Source organism: Wenzhouxiangella sp. AB-CW3 (genome assembly GCF_014725735.1).
Lineage (GTDB): Bacteria > Pseudomonadota > Gammaproteobacteria > Xanthomonadales > Wenzhouxiangellaceae > Wenzhouxiangella.
In genome coordinates, this window is sequence record NZ_CP061368.1 from 2970317 (window position 1) to 2989027 (window position 18711).

The 18711-nt window shown below is 62.7% G+C and carries 18 protein-coding genes; 13 read left to right on the plus strand and 5 right to left on the minus strand.

The features are described 5' to 3' along the window. Nucleotides 1-57 precede the first annotated feature (57 nt). The 7 genes from nosR (at nucleotide 58) to tatA (ending at nucleotide 8034) form a co-directional block, all read left to right on the plus strand. On the plus strand, nucleotides 58-2181 hold the full coding sequence (gene nosR, locus IC757_RS12880) for a transcriptional regulator NosR (protein ID WP_190974703.1): 2124 nt from the start codon (nucleotides 58-60) through the stop codon (nucleotides 2179-2181). Between the two features lie 64 nt (nucleotides 2182-2245). Further along, nucleotides 2246-4156, plus strand: coding sequence for a TAT-dependent nitrous-oxide reductase (gene nosZ / locus IC757_RS12885; RefSeq protein ID WP_190974704.1), 1911 nt, complete (start codon nucleotides 2246-2248; stop codon nucleotides 4154-4156). A gap of 73 nt (nucleotides 4157-4229) precedes the next feature. Continuing rightward, complete coding sequence (locus IC757_RS12890) at nucleotides 4230-5513, plus strand: nitrous oxide reductase family maturation protein NosD (protein WP_190974705.1); 1284 nt, start codon at nucleotides 4230-4232, stop codon at nucleotides 5511-5513. Then, a complete protein-coding gene (locus tag IC757_RS12895; RefSeq protein ID WP_190974706.1) occupies nucleotides 5510-6442 on the plus strand; it encodes an ABC transporter ATP-binding protein in 933 nt (310 codons plus the stop codon). The genes IC757_RS12890 and IC757_RS12895 overlap by 4 nt, the downstream gene beginning before the upstream one ends. Continuing rightward, a complete protein-coding gene (locus IC757_RS12900) occupies nucleotides 6435-7265 on the plus strand; it encodes an ABC transporter permease (protein WP_190974707.1) in 831 nt (276 codons plus the stop codon). Before IC757_RS12895 ends, IC757_RS12900 begins: the two co-directional genes overlap by 8 nt. 25 nt (nucleotides 7266-7290) lie before the next feature. Further along, nucleotides 7291-7800 carry a nitrous oxide reductase accessory protein NosL gene (locus IC757_RS12905; protein WP_190974708.1) on the plus strand — a complete coding sequence of 170 codons (510 nt, stop codon included), beginning with the start codon at nucleotides 7291-7293 and terminating at the stop codon, nucleotides 7798-7800. 30 nt (nucleotides 7801-7830) lie between these two features. Beyond that, nucleotides 7831-8034 carry a twin-arginine translocase TatA/TatE family subunit gene (tatA, locus tag IC757_RS12910; RefSeq protein WP_190974709.1) on the plus strand — a complete coding sequence of 68 codons (204 nt, stop codon included), beginning with the start codon at nucleotides 7831-7833 and terminating at the stop codon, nucleotides 8032-8034. Between the two features lie 6 nt (nucleotides 8035-8040). Here the strand turns inward: tatA and IC757_RS12915 are convergent, their stop codons facing one another. Continuing rightward, a complete protein-coding gene (locus IC757_RS12915; protein ID WP_190974710.1) occupies nucleotides 8041-10251 on the minus strand; it encodes a putative bifunctional diguanylate cyclase/phosphodiesterase in 2211 nt (736 codons plus the stop codon). A 66-nt stretch (nucleotides 10252-10317) separates the two neighbouring features. Further along, nucleotides 10318-10839: a hypothetical protein gene (locus IC757_RS12920; protein ID WP_190974711.1), complete on the minus strand. Its 522-nt coding sequence runs from the start codon at nucleotides 10837-10839 to the stop codon at nucleotides 10318-10320. 118 nt (nucleotides 10840-10957) lie between these two features. Between IC757_RS12920 and IC757_RS12925 the strand changes: the two genes are divergently transcribed. Both IC757_RS12925 and IC757_RS12930 read left to right on the plus strand, forming a co-directional pair. After that, entirely contained in the window at nucleotides 10958-11332 is a 375-nt protein-coding gene (locus IC757_RS12925; protein WP_190974712.1) for an MAPEG family protein, read from the plus strand. 87 nt (nucleotides 11333-11419) lie between these two features. Further along, a complete protein-coding gene (locus IC757_RS12930) occupies nucleotides 11420-11983 on the plus strand; it encodes a YkvA family protein (RefSeq protein WP_190974713.1) in 564 nt (187 codons plus the stop codon). On the opposite strand, the gene IC757_RS12935 is transcribed toward IC757_RS12930, so the two are convergent. Beyond that, complete coding sequence (locus tag IC757_RS12935) at nucleotides 11963-12400, minus strand: GNAT family N-acetyltransferase (protein ID WP_223846132.1); 438 nt, start codon at nucleotides 12398-12400, stop codon at nucleotides 11963-11965. The genes IC757_RS12930 and IC757_RS12935 overlap by 21 nt on opposite strands. A gap of 61 nt (nucleotides 12401-12461) precedes the next feature. Between IC757_RS12935 and IC757_RS12940 the strand changes: the two genes are divergently transcribed. From IC757_RS12940 to IC757_RS12950, 3 genes are all read left to right on the plus strand, one after another. Further along, nucleotides 12462-13562: a hypothetical protein gene (locus IC757_RS12940; RefSeq protein WP_190974715.1), complete on the plus strand. Its 1101-nt coding sequence runs from the start codon at nucleotides 12462-12464 to the stop codon at nucleotides 13560-13562. Further along, nucleotides 13559-13891 (plus strand): SET domain-containing protein, encoded by a 333-nt coding sequence (locus IC757_RS12945; protein WP_190974716.1) that lies wholly within the window; start codon nucleotides 13559-13561, stop codon nucleotides 13889-13891. The genes IC757_RS12940 and IC757_RS12945 overlap by 4 nt, the downstream gene beginning before the upstream one ends. Nucleotides 13892-14033: 142 nt before the next feature. Further along, nucleotides 14034-15461, plus strand: coding sequence for a Glu/Leu/Phe/Val family dehydrogenase (locus tag IC757_RS12950; protein ID WP_190974717.1), 1428 nt, complete (start codon nucleotides 14034-14036; stop codon nucleotides 15459-15461). A 40-nt stretch (nucleotides 15462-15501) separates the two neighbouring features. On the opposite strand, the gene can is transcribed toward IC757_RS12950, so the two are convergent. Further along, entirely contained in the window at nucleotides 15502-16110 is a 609-nt protein-coding gene (gene can / locus IC757_RS12955) for a carbonate dehydratase (RefSeq protein WP_190974718.1), read from the minus strand. A gap of 345 nt (nucleotides 16111-16455) precedes the next feature. Here can and xth point away from each other — a divergent pair, with 345 nt between their 5' ends. Next, nucleotides 16456-17220, plus strand: coding sequence for an exodeoxyribonuclease III (gene xth / locus IC757_RS12960; protein WP_190974719.1), 765 nt, complete (start codon nucleotides 16456-16458; stop codon nucleotides 17218-17220). Nucleotides 17221-17227: 7 nt separating this feature from the next. Here xth and IC757_RS12965 read toward each other — a convergent pair whose 3' ends face one another. Next, a complete protein-coding gene (locus tag IC757_RS12965; protein ID WP_190974720.1) occupies nucleotides 17228-18709 on the minus strand; it encodes a lytic transglycosylase F in 1482 nt (493 codons plus the stop codon). Between the last annotated feature and the right edge of the window lie 2 nt (nucleotides 18710-18711).

Here is an 18711-nt window from a genome sequence, read left to right on the forward strand (position 1 = left end):
CCAGCAACAGTCAGTGCCATCGCCACTGAACAGGTGCGCGACAGCCACGGAGGCCATATGAGTCGCCTTCTGGCGGCACTGAGCCTGTCGGTGCTGCTGTGGGGCCCGGCTCTGGCCGACCCCCGAGACGGTGCCCTGGGTGAGTTCTTCCCCGAGGCCGATCATGCCGGCGACCGTGCCGGGGAGCCGCCGGCCCGCCCGGTCTTTCGCGACGACGAACAGATCGGCCTGATATTCGAGACCATCGACGTCGCACCGATCCCCGCCTATTCCGGCAAACCGGTCAACATGCTGGTCGGGCTGGACATGGACGGCATGGTCACCGGCGTCAGGGTTCTGGAGCACGAAGAACCCATCATGCTGGTCGGCATTCCCGAACGCCGCCTGGTCGAGTTCGTCGACCAGTACGTCGGCAAGACCATCCGCGACCGCGTGCGCGTTGGCCTGTCGGCGCGCATCCGCGAGGGCTACAGCTACGTCGATGCGGTTTCCGGGGCCACCGTCACCGTGGTGGTGATGGGCGAGGACATCATGAACGCCTCGCGCCTGGTCGCCGTCGGTCATGGTCTGGTCGACCCGGATGCCGTTCCCATTGCCGACCCGGCCACGGTCAAGGACGATGTTTTCGAGCCCATGGACTGGCCCGAACTGCGTGAAACAGGTGGCGTCGGCCGACTGCACCTGACCCGCGGCGAGGTCGACGAGGCCTTCATCGGCACCGAGGCCGAGCAGGTCGACAATCCACCCGAAGGCGCCGAGGACGATACTTTCATCGACCTCTATGCCGCCTACCTCAATGCCCCGACCGCCGGGCGCAACCTGCTCGGCGATGACCACTACGAGCGGCTGATGGACCGGCTCGATGAGGGCGAGCACGCGATCTACCTGGCCGCCAGCGGACGCTATTCCTTCAAGGGCACCGGCTTCGTGCGCGGCGGCATTTTCGACCGCATCCAGATCAACCAGGGCGACAGCGCCATCCAGTTCCGCGATGCCGACCTGGTACGCGCACCGTCGCAGATTGCCGCCGACGGCGCACCGGAGATCAGTGAGCGCGATATCTTCATCGTGCGCTCCGAATACAGCTTCGATCCGGGTCGCCCCTGGGAACTGGACCTGCTGGTGCGCCGCCAGGTCGGTGCGCTTGACTCGGTCTTCGTCAATTTCCCGCTGGAGTACGAACCGCCGGAGGCCTGGTTCGACTACCCCGAGCCACCGCAAGCCATGCCCGGCCCGTCCGACCGACCGCTGTGGGTGACGGTATGGGAGGAACGCACCTGGCAGATCGGCGTGCTCGGCGCCGGCCTGCTGCTGCTGACCTTCATCCTGCTGTTCCAGGACTGGCTGGTCCAGCGAAAAAAACTGACTCGCGTCATCCGCACCGGTTTTCTGATCTACACCGTGGTGTTCATCGGCTGGTACACGCTGGCCCAGCTGTCGGTGGTCAATATCCTGACTTTCACCAACTCGCTGCTGACCGACTTCCAGTGGTCCACCTTCCTGATGGACCCGATGATGTTCATCCTCTGGACCTTTGTCGCCGTCACCCTGCTGCTGTGGGGACGCGGTGTGTACTGCGGCTGGTTGTGTCCGTTCGGCGCCATGCAAGAGCTGATCAACGACGTTGCCCTGAAATTCAAGGTCAAGCAGTACGAACTGCCCTGGGCGGTACACGAACGGCTGTGGTCGCTCAAATACCTGATCCTGCTCGCCCTGTTCGGCATCTCCCTGCATTCACTCGGCACGGCGGAAGTCTATGCCGAGGTCGAACCGTTCAAGACCGCCGTGACCATGCGCTTCCAGCGCGAATGGGGCTTCATTCTCTATGCCCTGATCCTGCTCGGCATCTCGGTGTTCAACCGCAAGTTCTTCTGCCGCTACATGTGCCCGCTGGGCGCCGGCCTGGCCGTTCCGGCACGGCTGCGGCTGTTCGACTGGCTCAAGCGCCACAAGGAATGCGGCTCACCCTGCCAGATCTGCGCGGCCGAATGCGAAGTGCAGGCCATCCATCCCGACGGCCATATCAATCCCAACGAGTGCCATTACTGCCTGGAATGCCAGATCACCTACTTCAATGATGAGAAGTGTCCGCCCATGATCATGCGCCGCAAGCGCAGGGAAAAGGCGGAAAAACTGGCTTCAGGCAACAACCGCGTGCCACTGAAAGTGGCCGAAACCTGATCGCGAGATCCGCGATGAAGGCACACAACCTACTCGACGACGAGGCAAACCAGGAGAGGAAACGATGAACGACAAGACCCGGGACAAGAGTCCGAAAACACCCGAAACCGACATACAGGATTCCGGCCGACGCCGCTTTCTCGGTGTGACCGCCACCGTCGGTGCGCTGGGCATGGCCGGTGCCGGCAGCGCCGGGCTGCTGCTTGGCGGCACCCGCACCGCCGAGGCACGCAACTCCGGTTCGACGCAGGACTACAATGTTCCGCTGGGCGAACTGGACGAATACTACGGCTTCTGGTCCGGAGGACACTCCGGTGAAGTGCGTGTATTCGGTGTGCCCTCCATGCGCGAGATCATGCGCATCCCGATCTTCAATCACTGCTCGGCTTCGGGCTGGGGCACGACCAACGAATCCAAGCGCATCATGGGCGACTCGCATCGCTTCCCCAACGGTGATGCCCACCACCCCCACGTCAGCTATACCGACGGCAGCCACGACGGCAAGTACCTGTTCATCAACGACAAGGCCAATACCCGTGTGGCGCGCATCCGTCTCGACATCTTCAAGTGCGACAAGATGACGACCGTACCCAATGCCCAGGCTATTCACGGACTCAGGCTGCAGAAGGTGCCCAAGACCAACTACGTCTTCTGCAATTCCGAATACATCACGCCCAAGCCCAACGATGGCCGCCACCTCGACAACCCCGAGGAATACTGGACGGTGTGGAGCGCAATCGACGCCGAGACCATGGAAGTGGCCTGGCAGGTACTGGTCGACGGCAACCTAGACAATATGGATGCCGACTACACCGGCAAGTACGCCGCCTCGACCTGCTACAACTCCGAGCGCGCCGTGCACCAGGCCGACATGATGGCACCCGAACGCGACTGGGTGGTGATCTTCAATATCGAGCGCATCGAGGAAGCCGTGCGCAACGGCGACTACATGACCTTTGAAGGCGACACCCCGGTGGTCGACGGTCGCAAGGGCTCGGCGGTGACCCGCTACGTGCCCATCCCCAAGAGCCCGCACGGGCTCAATACGTCCACCGACGGCAAGTACTTCATCGCCGCCGGCAAGCTCTCGCCGACGGTCAGCATGATCGAAATCGATCGTCTTGACGCACTGTTTGCCGATGAGCTCGATGACCCGCGCGACGTTATCGCCGCCGAACCGGAGCTGGGTCTGGGCCCGCTGCACACCACCTATGATGGACGCGGCAACGCCTACACCACGCTCTACCTCGACAGCCAGATCGTCAAGTGGGACATGGAAAAGGCAGTGCGCAACTGGCAGGGCGAGGACGTCGACTACATCATCCAGAAGCTCGACGTGCATTACCAGCCAGGCCACAACCACGCCACCCTGGCCGAGTCCAAGGATGCCGACGGCAAGTGGTTGTTCTCGCTCAACAAGCATTCCAAGGACCGCTTCCTGCCGGTCGGGCCGCTGCATGCCGAGAACGACCAGATGATCGACATCTCCGGCGAGGAGATGAAGCTGGTGCACGACACGCCCACCTTCGCTGAGCCGCATGATGCGGTGATCGTGCGTCGCGACCAGATCAACACCTCCCAGATCTACAGCCGCGACGATCCCACCTTCGCCGAGACCATCGCCATGGCCGAGGCCGACGGCGTCGATGTCGAGCGCGACAACAAGATCATCCGCGACGGCAACAAGGTCCGCGTCTACATGACCTCGGTCGCTCCGACATTCGGCATGGAAGAGTTCAAGGTCAAGCAGGGTGACGAAGTCACCGTCGTGGTCACCAACCTCGACCGCGTCGAGGATCTCACCCACGGCTTCTGCATGACCGACCACGGCATCAGCTTCGAGCTCAGTCCGCAGCAGACCGCCTCGGCCACCTTCGTTGCCGACAAGCCGGGCGTGTACTGGTACTACTGCAACTGGTTCTGCCATGCCCTGCACATGGAAATGGGCGGGCGCATGCTGGTAGAACCGGCGTAAACTCGAACGGTCTCATGGACCAACCACGCGGGGCGGCGGACTTCCGCCGCCCCGTCTCGATTCAAAGGCATCAATGAAGACATTTCTGACCATCCTGCTGTTGCTGTCCACACCCTCCCTGCTTGCCGCGACGATTGCCGTGGAGCCGGGTGAGCTGGAACAGGCGCTGGAAGATGCCCCGGACGGCGCCACGCTGGAGCTGCAGCCCGGCATTCACGAGGGCAACTTCCGCATCACCCGCCCGCTCGTCCTGCGCGGAACCGACGATGCCACCATCGATGGTGGCGGTCAGGGTCACCTGCTGTGGATCGACGCACCGGATGTCACCGTCGAGGGCGTGCACCTGAGAAACGGCGGCGTCAACCTGACTGACATGGATTCAGCCATCTACACCACGCGCAATGCCACAGGCGTCAAGCTCATCGGCAACCGCATCGAGGCACGCGGCTTCGGCATCTGGCTGCATGGCAGCAACGAGACTCTCGTGGAAGGCAACCGCATCAGCGGTGACATCACCCTGCGTCACCAGGACCGCGGCAACGGCATCCACCTGTTCAATACCCGCCACAGCCTGATCAGGAACAATGTGGTCTGGGAGACACGCGACGGCATTTACATCGATTTCTCTCACAACAATCGCCTCGAGGGCAACCACCTGCACACCCAGCGCTACGGGGTGCATTACATGAATTCCAACGACAACGAGGTTGTCGGCAACCGCACCTGGAACAACCGCGCCGGCTTTGCTCTGATGCAGTCGCGCCGGCTGGTCATTGCCGGCAACCACGCCGAGGGCGACGAGGGCTACGGCTTTCTGATCAACGACCTGCAGGATTCCGACATTACCGACAACACCGCCACTGCCATCACCGCCAGCACCAACCCGCGCACCGGTACACCCATCCGCGGTTCCGAAGGCAAGGCGATGTTCATCTACAACTCGCAGTTCAACACCATCCGCCGCAATCATCTCGAGCGCACCGACATCGGCATTCACCTCACCGCCGGCTCGGAGAACAACAAGATCCACGAGAATGCGCTGATCAACAACCGCAGCCAGGTCATGTACGTGGCCACCCGCGACCAGGAGTGGTCGATCGACGGGCGCGGCAACTACTGGAGCGACTACATGGGCTGGGACCTGGCCGGCGACGGCATCGGCGATGTGCCGCACGAACCCAATGACGCGGTCGACCGCCTGTTCTGGACCTACCCCATGGCGCGCATCCTGATGAACAGCCCGGCCGTGCAACTGCTGCGCTGGGTCCAGCGTGAATTTCCGGTGCTGCGCCCCTCCGGTGTCCGGGACTCGGCTCCGCTGATGCGCCCCATGGCCCAGCAGGAGCCGACAACATGACCAGCGTGGTTCGCCTGGAGAACGTCAGCCGCCACTTCGGCAAGGTCCGGGCCGTGGTCGACCTGAACCTGGAAGTAGCCGCCGGAGAAGTGCTCGGCCTGCTCGGCCACAATGGTGCCGGCAAGTCCACCACCATGAAGATGATCCTGGGCGTGCTCGCCCCGAGTGCCGGCCAGGTGCAGGTGCTCGGCGAGAACCCGCGCGGTCGCGCCGCCGGGCATCTCAGGCTACAGCTCGGCTACCTGCCCGAGAACGTGAGTTTCTACGACAACCTCTCCGGTCGAGAGGTGCTGCGTTACTTCGCCCGCTTGAAGCGCATCGAGGTCAAACTGGCCGATCAGCTGCTTGAACGGGTGGGGCTGGGCGATGCGGCCGACCGGCGCGTGCGCACCTATTCCAAGGGCATGCGCCAGCGTCTGGGCCTGGCCCAGGCGCTGCTTGGCGCTCCGAAGCTGCTACTGCTCGACGAACCCACCGTCGGCCTGGACCCCATCGCCACGCGCGATGTCTACGACATGATCGACGAGCTCCGCGAAACCGGCACCAGCGTGATCCTGAGCTCGCACGTACTGGCCGGTGTCGAGAAGCACCTGGACCGCGTCGCCATTCTCGCCCACGGCCGCCTGCAGGCCGACGGCACGATCGATGCGTTGCGCGCACAGGCCGATCTGCCGCTACGCGTTCGTGCACGCACCACATCGCTCAATGGACAGATCAACGAGCGCCTGGCCGGGCTGGGCCTGACCGCTCGTGAAGTACGAGATGACCTGATCGAGTTCGATGCACCCGCCAGCCGCAAGCTGGAGATCATGCGGGCCTTGCTGGCCGAGGAGGAGGTCAGCGACGTCCATGTCGACGCCCCCAGCCTGGAGTCGCTCTACACTCACTTCAATCGCCTGGCCGACGCCCCGGAGGATGCCAATGCGTGAGATCGCCATTGTCGCCGCCAAGGAGTTCCGTGACGGGCTGAGGAACCGCTGGGTGCTGGCCACCACGCTGGCCTTTGCCGTGCTCGCCATCGCCCTGGCCTGGTTCGGCGCGGCCGCAGCCGGCCAGATCGGTTTTACCCGCATTTCCACCACCATCGTCAGCCTGGCCAGCCTGGCGGTGTTCCTGATCCCGCTGATCGCCCTGATGATGGCCTACGACAGCATTGTCGGCGAGGACGAGAAAGGCACCCTGTTGCTGCTGATGGCCTATCCCATCAGCCGGGTCGGACTGCTGGCCGGCAAGTTCCTGGGCCATGCCGGTATGCTGGCACTGTCCACGGCACTGGGCTTCGGCATTGCCGCGGCCGTGATCGGCCTGGTGGCCGAGGAAGCCGCCTTCGCCGACCTGCTTGGCCCGTTCAGCCTGTTCATTGGCAGCGCCATATTGCTGGGCTGGGCCTTTCTGGCCCTGGCCTACCTGATCAGCACCATCACGCGCGAAAAGGCACGCGCGGCCGGCCTCGCGCTGCTGGCCTGGTTTTTGTTCGTGCTGATTTACGATCTGGCCCTGCTCGGCGTGCTGGTGGGCACCGAGGGTCGGGTCGACCAGGGCCTGTTCCAGGTGCTGTTGCTGATCAACCCCACCGACGTGTTCCGGCTGGTCAACCTGACCGGCTTCGAAGAAGCCGCGGCTGCATCCGGCATGCTCTCGGTGGTCGCCGAACAGGGCTTTTCGGTCGGCCGCCTGATGGGCATACTGGCGGCATGGACCGTGCTGCCGCTGGCCCTGGCCGCCGCCCTGTTCGCCGCCCGGCGACACTGACTGGACAACGGAGAAGGCAAGCGCAATGACGACTCGACGACAGATCCTGCAGATGCTGGCCCTGCTGCCGGCCGCCGGCCTGATCGGCTGCGGCCAGCAGGCCGAGGTCGGTCACGACCACTGCCGAGTGCTCACCCTGACCGACGAACACGAGTGCACGCTGTGCGGCATGACCATCGTGCGCTTCCCCGGACCCAAGGGCCAGGCCTGCCTGAGAGACGGCGAGATGCTGCCGTTCTGCTCCACCGGCGATCTGATTTCCTGGGCCTGGCAACCCGAATCGGCCCCGGCCATCGCCGCACTCTTCATGCACGACCTGTCGCTGACCGGCTGGGACGATCCATCCGACGAACACTGGGTCCGAGCCACCGAGGCCTGGTTCGTGCTCGGCCACGACCAGCGCGGCGCTATGGGCCATGCACCCGCCCCGTTTTCGGTGAAACAGAATGCCGAAACCTTTGCCGGACAACACGGCGGCCGGATCTACACCTGGGACGAACTGGACTGGGACATCATGCGCGAGCACCGCGGCTGATCCCGGGCCTCACATCAAGGAGAATGGACAATGGGAATCGGAAACATCGGAATCTGGCAGCTGCTCGTGGTGCTGCTTATCGTCCTGCTGATCTTCGGCAGCGGCAAGATCAAGAACCTGGGCAAGGATCTCGGTGGCGCGTTCAAGGGCTTCAGAAGCGCAATGAACGAGGTGGAGGAAGCCGATCGGGAAATCCGTGGCTCCAAGAACACGGACCCCGGCAAGACCGACTGACGAACGTCAGTCCGTGCCGCCCTGCGGCTGCACCGGCCTGTATCGTTCGAGCAGATCAGCCAGCGGCATGGGGCGATCGAAGTAGTACCCCTGCAGCAGGTGGCAACCCATGGCGGCGAGCGCCCGAGCATGCTCGGCAGTCTCCACTCCTTCGGCCACCACTTCCAGGCCCAGTGCCTGCGCCATCTTGACCAGTGCCTCGACCAGCGCATACTGTGACCTGTCTTCCAGCATGCTGGCCACAAAAGCCCCATCGACCTTGATCTGGGTGACGGGGAAATTCCTGAGGTAGGTGACTGACGAATAGCCGGTGCCGAAATCATCGATCGACAGGCGCACGCCACCCTTGTGCAACCATCGCAGCAACTGGTGCTGCCGATCGCGGTCAGGCATGAGCAGCGATTCGGTCAGCTCGACCGTCAGGTACTTGGGCTCGAACGCTTCTTCCTCAAGAATTTCCAGCCATCGTCGCACTATCTTGTAGTCGTTGAACTCGCGCGGTGAACGATTGATCGAGAGCGTGATGTCCAACCCCTCGGCCCGCATTCTCCGGCCATCAATGCATCCCTGCTTCAGCACCATCAGCCCCAGATCGCGGATGACCCCGGTCCTCTCGGCCACGGGAATGAAATCGGCCGGGCTGAGCAGGCCTTTCTCGGGGTGCTGCCAGCGTACCAGGGCCTCGACCGAGCGCAGCGAACCATCCGTGGCATCGACCAGCGGCTGGTAATACACCTCGAACTGATCGTCGGCCAGTCCACGCTGAATCTCTCGATGCAGCAGCAAGTGGGTTTCCGACTGGTGACGCAACGACTCGTTGAAAAAGTAGGACGTGGCTCGGCCGGCCGACTTGGCCGCGTACATCGCCAGATCGGCGTGCTTGAGCAGGTCGGTGGTCGTGGTGCCATCATCCGGATAAACGGCAATGCCAACCGAGCCGCCGATGCTGACTTCGTGGCCGGCGACCTCAGTGGGTGGCTGCAGGGCGGCGAGCACCTGGTCGGCGGCCAGTTCGGCGTCGACGGGATCGCCCAACCCCCTGATCAGGACAACGAATTCGTCACCACCAAGGCGCGCCACCATGTCTTCGGCGCGAACCGCCGCGACAATGCGCTGACTGCAGGCCTGCAACAACTCATCGCCGGCCTCGTGGCCCAGAGAGTCGTTGATCTCCTTGAAATGATCGAGATCGAGAAACATCAGCGCAAAGCGCAGATCCTGCTGTCGGCAACGGCGAATTTCGGCGGTCAGATGCTGGGTGAAAAACTGGCGGTTGGGCAGGCCGGTCAGCCCGTCGTAGCGTGCCTGGTGACTGATGGTCGAGAATGCACGGCGCAAGCGAATATGGCTGATCAGCAAACCGTGCATCAACAATGTCGCGGTCAACGCAAGCATTACTCCAAGCAGCCAGCGACCCGAATAGGTCCCCAGAGGCTCCTCCCAGGACAGCGAATCCGGCATTGCAGCCAGACGCCACTGCCCCACCGGCAGGTCTACCGGCATCATGACCGGATCGAGTTCCCAGACTCGATCCAGCCCCACAATGGCTTCTCCTTCCAGGCCCGTTCCATCCACGCCGCGCAAAGCCACCGACCACTGGTCGTCGTCAAGCAGCCCGGCATCTGCAAACAGAGCTTCGTGATCGATCACCTGGGAAACAATGCCCCACAGTTCATCACTGCGGTGCAGGTAGACCGGCACTCTTGCAATCAGGGCCTGTCCCCCCTGGACAAGATCGACCGGACCGCTGATGAGTATATCGCCAGCCTCCAGCGCCGCCTCGATCGAGCCAAGCTGTTCGGGGTTGTCCCGGTAGTCCAGACCCAGTGCCGCCTCGTTGCCGGCCAGCGGGTACACATGGCGGACGACCAGGTCCGGCGCCACGGCCACATGGCGAGTGTGCAAGTCATCGGTCAGGACTTCCTCGGCCAGACGCTTGACGCGCTCGGGGTCAATCACCGAATCGACGGCCAGCTCGGCGCGCAATACACGCATGGCCATCAGGTTGGCACCGAGATGCCCCTCGATACGCGCTCGCAGGGTGGCCAGTTCCTGCAGGGCGTGGAACCGCTTCATCTCGGCGTCGGCCACCTGCACGGACTGGATATGACGGGCCACAAGCCCCATGCACAGCGCGAACAGTGCCACTGCGAACAGCGCATTCCCGGCCACCTTCATCGGTTTCGAAACCCGGCCGTCATCTTGAACAATGCCCACCCCTCGATCTCGATCCTGCCGAAAACGGGCAGGAAACGCTGTCCATCCTACACCAGGCCGTCAGCACTAGAACGGCCCCAGTTCACGGACGCTGTCGATCAATTCCTCCCGGTCCACTTCGGGCAGCTGCCGGTTCCAGCGCACGATCAGGTGCGCATGATCGCCGATGCGGCGATACCCGCAGCGCTGGAGAATCGACCATGAACGCTCGTCGCCACAATACCCGAACGTTCCCACCGACTCATCAGCAAAGCGGGCTTCGCTGTAGCGTACCGTCTGCAGCATCAGCCCGTCGGACTCGGCCAGCGCGGCCTGTTGGTGTGCACCCAGCCGTCGCAGCACCTCGCCATCGGTTGCGGCGCCGCCGATCAACATGGCGTTTCGATGTGGCAGGTAATTGACGTAGAACGCGGGCCACCAGCAGCCCGTCTCGCCGGCGACAAACGCAATCACATGATGTCCGTGAGGCGGAACATCCATGTTGTACTTTCGCCTCAGCACGGCCGCGGCCAGCCGGCTGGCATCGGCCACTTCGGTGATGGTCACGAACCCGTCCAGGCGCGAATCCAGCTGAAATGAATGGGTCATCAGTTGATTGCCATGGCTGAGCAAAGCAAATTCTAACCCGGGCATGGCCATTGGCACTGTCTTCCATGCCGGCCATGCCGTATGCTTGCTTCAATTCTGGACACGGAGCATTCCACCCATGACCGTTGCTTTCTGGTGTGTGCTGATCGCCGCCCTGTTTCCCTTCGTCCTGGCCGGCATTGCCAAGGCCGGCGACCGCAGTTTCAACAACCGCCGACCGCGAGAATGGTATGAAACGGTCACCGGATACCGCAAGCGGGCCTGGTGGGCGCAACAGAACAGCCTCGAAGCGTTTCCACTATTTGCCGCCGCGGTCATCATCGCCCACCTTGCCGGAGCCGCACAGGCCACCATCGATACCATTGCCATGATATTCGTTGCCGCGCGCATCGTCTATGCCGGCTGTTATCTGGCCGATGTCCACCTGGCCCGGTCACTGGCCTGGCTGGTAGGCCTGGGCGCCTGTGTCGCCTTGTTCATCGCGGCCGCCTGAGCGGGCATTGACGGCCCGTCACCAGACCTCTACGCTATACGGTTTCGATGCCTTCCTTCGACTGATCAAATCCCAAGGAACCCATTCATGAGTCTGCGCATCACCCTTGAATTTACCGAAAAGGATCTCGAACGCTTTCGCAGCATGGCCCGCCAGGCCATGGAGAACACTGAGGAACAACCCCGTGACGTGATCATCGAAAGTGCCCGCAAATTGCTCCGGGAGGTCGACGAGACGGTCGGGTCCGACTACATCCGCGACCGGCTCGGTCAGCTGCAGGTCCTCATCGACATGCTCGAAGACGAGGGCTGGGGCATGCAGGAGGTCGGACAGCGCCGCGTGCTGGCCGCACTGGCCTACTTCAACAACCCCGAGGACCTGATCCCCGACCATCTGCCAGGCATCGGCTTTCTCGACGATGCCATCATGGTGGAACTGCTGTGCCGTGAACTGACGCCGGAAATCGACGCCTACCGCGACTTCGTGCAGTATCGGGCAGAAGAAGCCAAGCGACGCGGGATGGACCCGGATGAACTTAATCGTGGCGACTTCCTGAAGGCTCGCGAGCAGGCCCTGCTGGCGCGCATGCGCCGCAGGCGTCGTCATGGCGGTGGCGGCGGTCGACGTCGCTCACCCTTTTCGCTGTTCTGAGTCGGCCGCCCGGACCATCTCAAGATGGGGAATGCCGTCTTCGGAATACGGCCCGCGCACGGCCTCGAAGCCCAGTTCGGTGTAGAAGCGGTTTAGATACTGCTGGGCCGAGATTCTCAGTGCCTGCCCGGAGAACCGCCTGGCCGACTCGGCCAGGCAACGACGCATGAGTTCCCGACCCATGCCGGTGCCTCGCACCGGCATGGCGGTCAGAACACGACCAATCGAAGGCTCCGCGAAGCGCAAGCCGGGCGGCAGGATACGCGCATAGGCCAGCACGCCCCCCGCTTCATCCCGGGCGCTGACGTGAATCGCCCGATCGTCCAGCCCGTCGATATCCTGATAGGGGCAGTCCTGCTCGACAACAAATACCTCCACCCGCGCTGCGAGCACCGAGTAAAGCTCCGAGCATGTCATTTCATGGTATTCCTGAACGCACCAGAGCGTTTTTTCTGCAACCAAGCCGAAGCTCCTGATCATGAATCAAGCCCTGCATCATATCCGCCTGGCCGCCGGGCTGGAAATCCAGTCCGACCCGGCATCCGTAAAACGGGTACTGGCCCGGGAACCGGCCAGCGAACTGGCCGCGCATCTGGCCCGTGACCTGGCCAGGGTGGTGCCGGAGGTCGAGCAGACCATGCTGGTCGCGGGTGGTGCGCTGTTCGAGCCCACCGAGCTGCTCCAGCCCGGGCTGCCCGCCTGGACAGCACTGGAGGAGCTGGCCGGCAATCTGCTGCGGCAATCGGGTTTTCAGCCGCAGGTGCTGGCCATCGGTGCGCACGAAGGCCGCCTGCCCCACCGCGACCTGCAACCCGGCGCCGATGCCCCGCTGGGGCAGTTTCTCGTCATTCCCCTGGTGCTACTGGGCCCGACCGACCAGGCCACGAGCATAGAGCAGCGGCTTGAAGCGAGCCTGTTCGAGACCGGTGCGGTGCATCCACCGGGCCGTGCCCTGCTGCAAACGCAACTGGGCCTTGACACGGTCCACGGGCAGTTGCTGACCGCCAACGACCTGATCGCCCTGCAGCACGTACAGCTCGACGGCGCCGGACTGGGCGGCTTCTGGCCGGTGATCGAACATGCCCTGATGGCACCGGATCAGCCCCGGACATTCGAACTTCCCGGCGCACTGTCCGCGAACTGGAACGCACATGCCAAACGCCTGGACGTACAGTTCCTGGGACACGATCAGGCACTGGCCCGGCAGCTCGATCCGGTGCTATGGACTCGCGCCTTCCGCACAATGATCGCGCTGCTGGATGCTCATGCCGTGGACTGGCAGGCCATCGGCGAGAACCCACTGACGTTCGATTCGGCACGGCAGATGATGATCGAGGCCGCCGGGTCGGCCAGCCATGCCGACGGCCTCACCGTGCACCATCATCCACAACTGGGACTGTTGGCCTGGACCGTGGTCGAGGATGGCAACATGCACCACCTCCACCCGCTTCGCCCCAGTGCAGCGGAAGCCATTGAACAGGAATTGTCCACCCGGCACGGTCAGCGCGCGGTACACTGCCGCAGTCCGCAGACCGACCCGATGTCAGGATGCCTCCAACCCGCGACGGACCCAAGATGAGCCAGTCATACGACGACAACCCGCTGGTGTACGTGGATGACTCCCCGATTCACGGCCGGGGAGTATTCGCCCGCCACCCCATCGCCCGGGATGTCTACATCGGCACCTACGAAGGCCCGGCCACCGACAGCGACGGCATGCACGTGCTGTGGCTGTGGAACGAAGAGCGCAAGTGCTGGGAGGGTATCGACGGCAAAAACGAATTGCGTTTTCTCAACCATTCGGCCAAACCCAATGCCGACTGGTGGGGTAACGAACTCTACGCCATCCGCAACATCGCCGCCGATGAGGAAATCACCTTCGACTACGGTTGGGACGAACCGGAGTAAGGCGCTTCGCAGCGGAGCAGCCCGCGCCGCCTGCCCGATGGACCACCTCGCCGGCGCCGGCCGGCGGCAGATGTCCCCGTTTGACCTGTCTGTCCCTGGAAAGTATGTTGCTGGACACGACACGAACCAGGGAATCTGATCGATGAGTGATACCAAGTTTGCCCGCGGCGGTATGAGTTTTCGCGAGAGCGTCGAGCACACGGTCGACCAGGCTATCGGCATCATGGATCTGGACCCTGGCATCGGCAATGCTCTCAAGACCTGTCAGAGCGTCATCCAGATCTCGTTTCCGGTCGAAATCAACGGCAAGGCGGAAATCTTCACAGGCTGGCGCGCCACCCACAGCGACCACCGCCTGCCCTCGAAAGGTGGCATTCGCTATGCCCCCATCGTCGACCAGGACGAAGTAGAAGCACTGGCGGCACTGATGACCTACAAGTGCGCCATCGTGGATGTTCCGTTTGGCGGCTCGAAAGGCGGCCTGTGCGTGGACCCGCGCAAGTACGAACGCCACCAGCTCGAAGCCATCACAAGGCGATTCGCCCGCGAACTCATCGGCAAGGGATATCTCAGCCCGGCCAAGAACGTGCCGGCCCCGGACATGGGCACCGGGCCGCGCGAGATGGGCTGGATGACCGACACCTACCGTCAGCTCTTCCCCGATGACATCAACTACATGGGAGCAGTGACCGGAAAACCGGTCGAACACGGTGGCGTGCGTGGACGTCACGAGGCCACCGGACGCGGCGTGAAGTATGCGCTCAGGGAGTTCTTCAGGCACGGTGACGAAGTCCGCCGTGCCGGACTGGACGGCGACCTCGGCGGCAAACGGGTCATCGTGCAGGGCCTGGGTAATGTCGGTTACCACGCCGCCCATTTCCTGCAGACCGAAGACGACTGCATCATCATCGGCATCATCGAGCGCGATGGTGCCATCATCAACGAAGACGGGCTCGATGTCGCATCAGTCCAAGAGTACATGAAAGAAAACGACGGCATCCGGGGCTATCCGGATGCAACCTTCGAAAAGGACGGGGCGAGTGTTCTGACAGCAGACTGTGACATCCTCATTCCGGCAGCCCTGGAAGGTGTCATCACCACCGACAACGCCGATGAAATTCAGGCCCATCTGATTGCCGAAGCCGCCAATGGCCCGGTGACCTACGAGGCCGATGAACGGCTGCGCAAGCGAGGCGTAGAGATCATCCCCGACGCCTACTGCAATGCCGGCGGTGTCATCGTGTCGTATTTCGAGTGGATCCGGAACCTCAATCATGTGCGATTCGGCCGGATGGAGAAGCGCTTTCACGAAGCACGTGGACGCCACATCATTTCGGCCATTGAGTTGACCACCAACACCACGGTTCCCGACTGGCTGCGCGAAGAAATTGCCCAGGGTGCCAATGAGTTCGACCTGGTGCGCTCCGGCCTCGATGACACCATGCGCCTTGCCATGCAGGAAATCATCGAGAAGCGCCGCAGCAACGAAAGAATCCACGACTACCGCATGGCAGCCTACGTCATTGCCATCGAGAAGATTGCGCGGTCCTACCTGGATATCGGCTATTGACCCGTCGCCTGATCACCAGTGGCTCGCCGCAGAAGCTGGCTCAGGCCAGATCCTCCATCGAGCGATAGACGGGCCCGAGATCCTTTAGCCGGCCATCACCGATGGCATAGATCCAGCCATGGATGCTCAGCGGCTGTTCCCGTTCCCAGGCCGCCTGCACGACGGTGGTTCGTGCCAGGTTGATGGCCTGTCGTTTCACATTGAGTTCGCACAGCCTGTTCAGGCGCTGATCTTCAGGCAGGTCATCGAGTTCGGCGGCATGATCCAGCGCCAGTTGCCGGATGGGCCGCAGCCAGTTGTCGATCAGCCCCAGGCGCCGGTCCTCCAGTGCCGCCTGCACGCCACCACAGCCGTAATGGCCGCAGACGATGACATGACGCACCTTGAGGTACTCCACGGCAAACTGCAGCACCGCCAGCAGGTTCATGTCACAGTGCACCACCAGGTTGGCGACATTGCGATGAACGAACACCTCGCCAGGCTGCATGCCGACGATCTGATTGGCCGGGACGCGACTGTCGGAACAGCCGATCCATAGAAACTCCGGTTTCTGCTGCCCGGCCAGGCGTTTGAAGAAATCCGGATCCTCGGCGGTCACCGCCTCGGCCCATTGACGATTGTTCTCGAGCAGATCGGAAAGTGTCGGCATGCCTTCAGACTCCGGGGCTATGGTTTCTGGTTGGTGATCTCGACAAGGCTGTCTGATCCGGCAGCACCGGAGCAGAATCGCTTTTGTGCCGAGCGTAGAGACCACACAAGTTTACACCGGCGAAAATTCCGGGATACCGCAGACAAGCCACACAGGCCGTGCCGGCCTCAAGCGGGAGGATACGCTGAAGGCCTCGCCACCGCGTCGAACTGAAGCGTATCCTCCCGCTTGAGGCCGGCCTCGGAGCCACCAACCCCCCAAAAACCGGGCCTCGGAGCCTATGCGACTCTCACAAACAGTCTGCACTATGGCGTTTCCATGCCGATCCCACTACACTCTCGTCCCATGAAAATCGCAAGCTGGAACGTCAATTCGCTGAAAGTCAGGCTGGAACACGTACTGGAATGGCTCGACCACCACCGTCCCGACGTGCTCGGCCTGCAGGAAACCAAGCTCACCGACGACAAGTTTCCGGTCGAGCCACTGGCCGAGCTTGGCTACCATGTCGCCTTTGCCGGTCAACCGACCTACAACGGCGTGGCCCTGATCAGCCGTCACGAACTGCTGGACGTGCAAACGGAAATCCCGGATTTCCCCGACGAGCAGAAACGGGTGATTGCCGCCACCGTCGACGATGTACGGGTGATCAATCTCTACGTGGTCAACGGCAAGGAAGTCGGCTCGGACAAGTACGACTACAAGCTGGCCTGGCTGGACGCGGTCAACAAATGGGTCGCCGACGAACTCTCGCGTCACCCGAAAACCGTGGTCATGGGAGACTTCAATATCGCCCCGGACGACCGCGACGTCTACGATCCCGAAGCCTGGCACGAAAAGATTCTGTGCTCCACCCCCGAGCGCGAGGCGCTCAAGGGCATGCTCGACCTGGGCCTGCACGATTCCTTTCGTCTGTTTGACCAGCCTGAAAGCGTGTTTTCCTGGTGGGATTACCGCGCCGCCGCCTTCCGGCGGGGCATGGGCCTGAGAATCGACCTGGTACTGTGTTCGGATGCACTGAAAGAGACTTGCTCGGCCAGCTACGTCGACAAAGAACCGCGCAAGCTCGAACGACCCTCCGATCACGCCCCGGCCGTGGCCGAATTTTCCTGAGACAGCATCACCCCTCGATGATGGGCACTTCCAGCCGTTGCTGGCGGCTGACCAGTCGGAAGGCAATGTAGTACTTGTAAATGTTGGACACGTACTGCACGGTTTCGCGGCCGATGACCCGGGCGGCAATGGTTTCGACGTTGTCGAACCAGATATTCGGATCCAGGCCGACACGCTCGGCCTCGCGGCGCATTTCACGCACCCGCCGCGGACCGGCATTGTACGAAGCCAGCGCAAACAGCAGCTTGTTGTCTTCGTCCATGGGGGCGTCGGCATAGTACCGGTCGATCATCCAGCGCACGTAGCGCGCCCCGGCATGAATATTGTTTTCCAGCTCGGTAATGTCACCCACCCCCATCTCGGCTCCGGTCGTGGGCAATAGCTGCATCACGCCGATCGCCCCGGCCGGGGATCGTGCCGACTGATCGAGCCGGGACTCCTGGTAACCCTGGGCGATCAGCATCAGCCAATCAAGATCGTATTCGTCGCCATACTCGCGAAACAGGTCGGCCAGCTCGGCAAAACGGGCCACGGCCTCATCGCGGCCCTCTTCCAGCACCCAGCGGGTGTTTTCCAGGTAGCGTCGGAAAGTGACGTTGCCAAACAGCGTACCGGCACGATGATTGCGCAGGAACTCATCGAGCTTGACCTTGAGCTGCTGGCTTTCCGGATGCACGGCGAAGGCCATCTCGGCACCCTGGCGCAGCACGATGTTCTCGTGCACTTGCAGATCGGGCAGCGCCTGCTCCCACAGTCGCGCCAGGTAGTCGTCGGCAACCGCATGATCGATCAGGCCGGCCGCCACCATCTCCAGCACATCACCGGTCTCGAAGTGGCCCGGGGCCGGCTCCAGGCGCATACGCTCAAGCCCGCGCTGGGAAAAGCTGCGGTTGAGCCGCTCCAGGCTTTCGAAGTAGCTGCTGTGCGGCCGCACGTAGACGGTGCGGCCAGCCAGGTCGTCGGTGGTTTCGACCGGCTCGGCCGACGGGCCGGAAACCAGCACTTCATCGATACCGCGCGACCACGGTTCGCTGAACAGCACCTGGCGCTGGCGCGTGGGAGTGACCGTGAGGTTGGCGGCGATCACATCACCCCGGCCATCGCGCAACCACGGAATCAGACGATCGCGGGTGACCGGAACGAAGATGACATTGACGCGCTGGTGCCCGCGGCCAAGCTGCTCGTTGAGAAAGTCCTCGAAAGCTTCCATGAACTCGAACGACAGCCCGCGCTGACTGCCGCGTTCGTCCAGGAAATAGAACGTGCGGCTGTAGGGAACGAGCACGCGGATCTGACGTCGCTCGATCATGCCCTCCAGATCACCACTCCACCGACCGAGCAGCGGGTCGGCCAATTCGATCAGTTCGTCGACAGGATCGGGATCGGACGGTTGCGGGGCCGCCCCCTCGTCATCGGGGGAACAAGCCACCAGCACGGCAAAGACCAGCGCCGCGCAGAATAGTCGCAAGACTGTCCACGGCAGCGTCATGA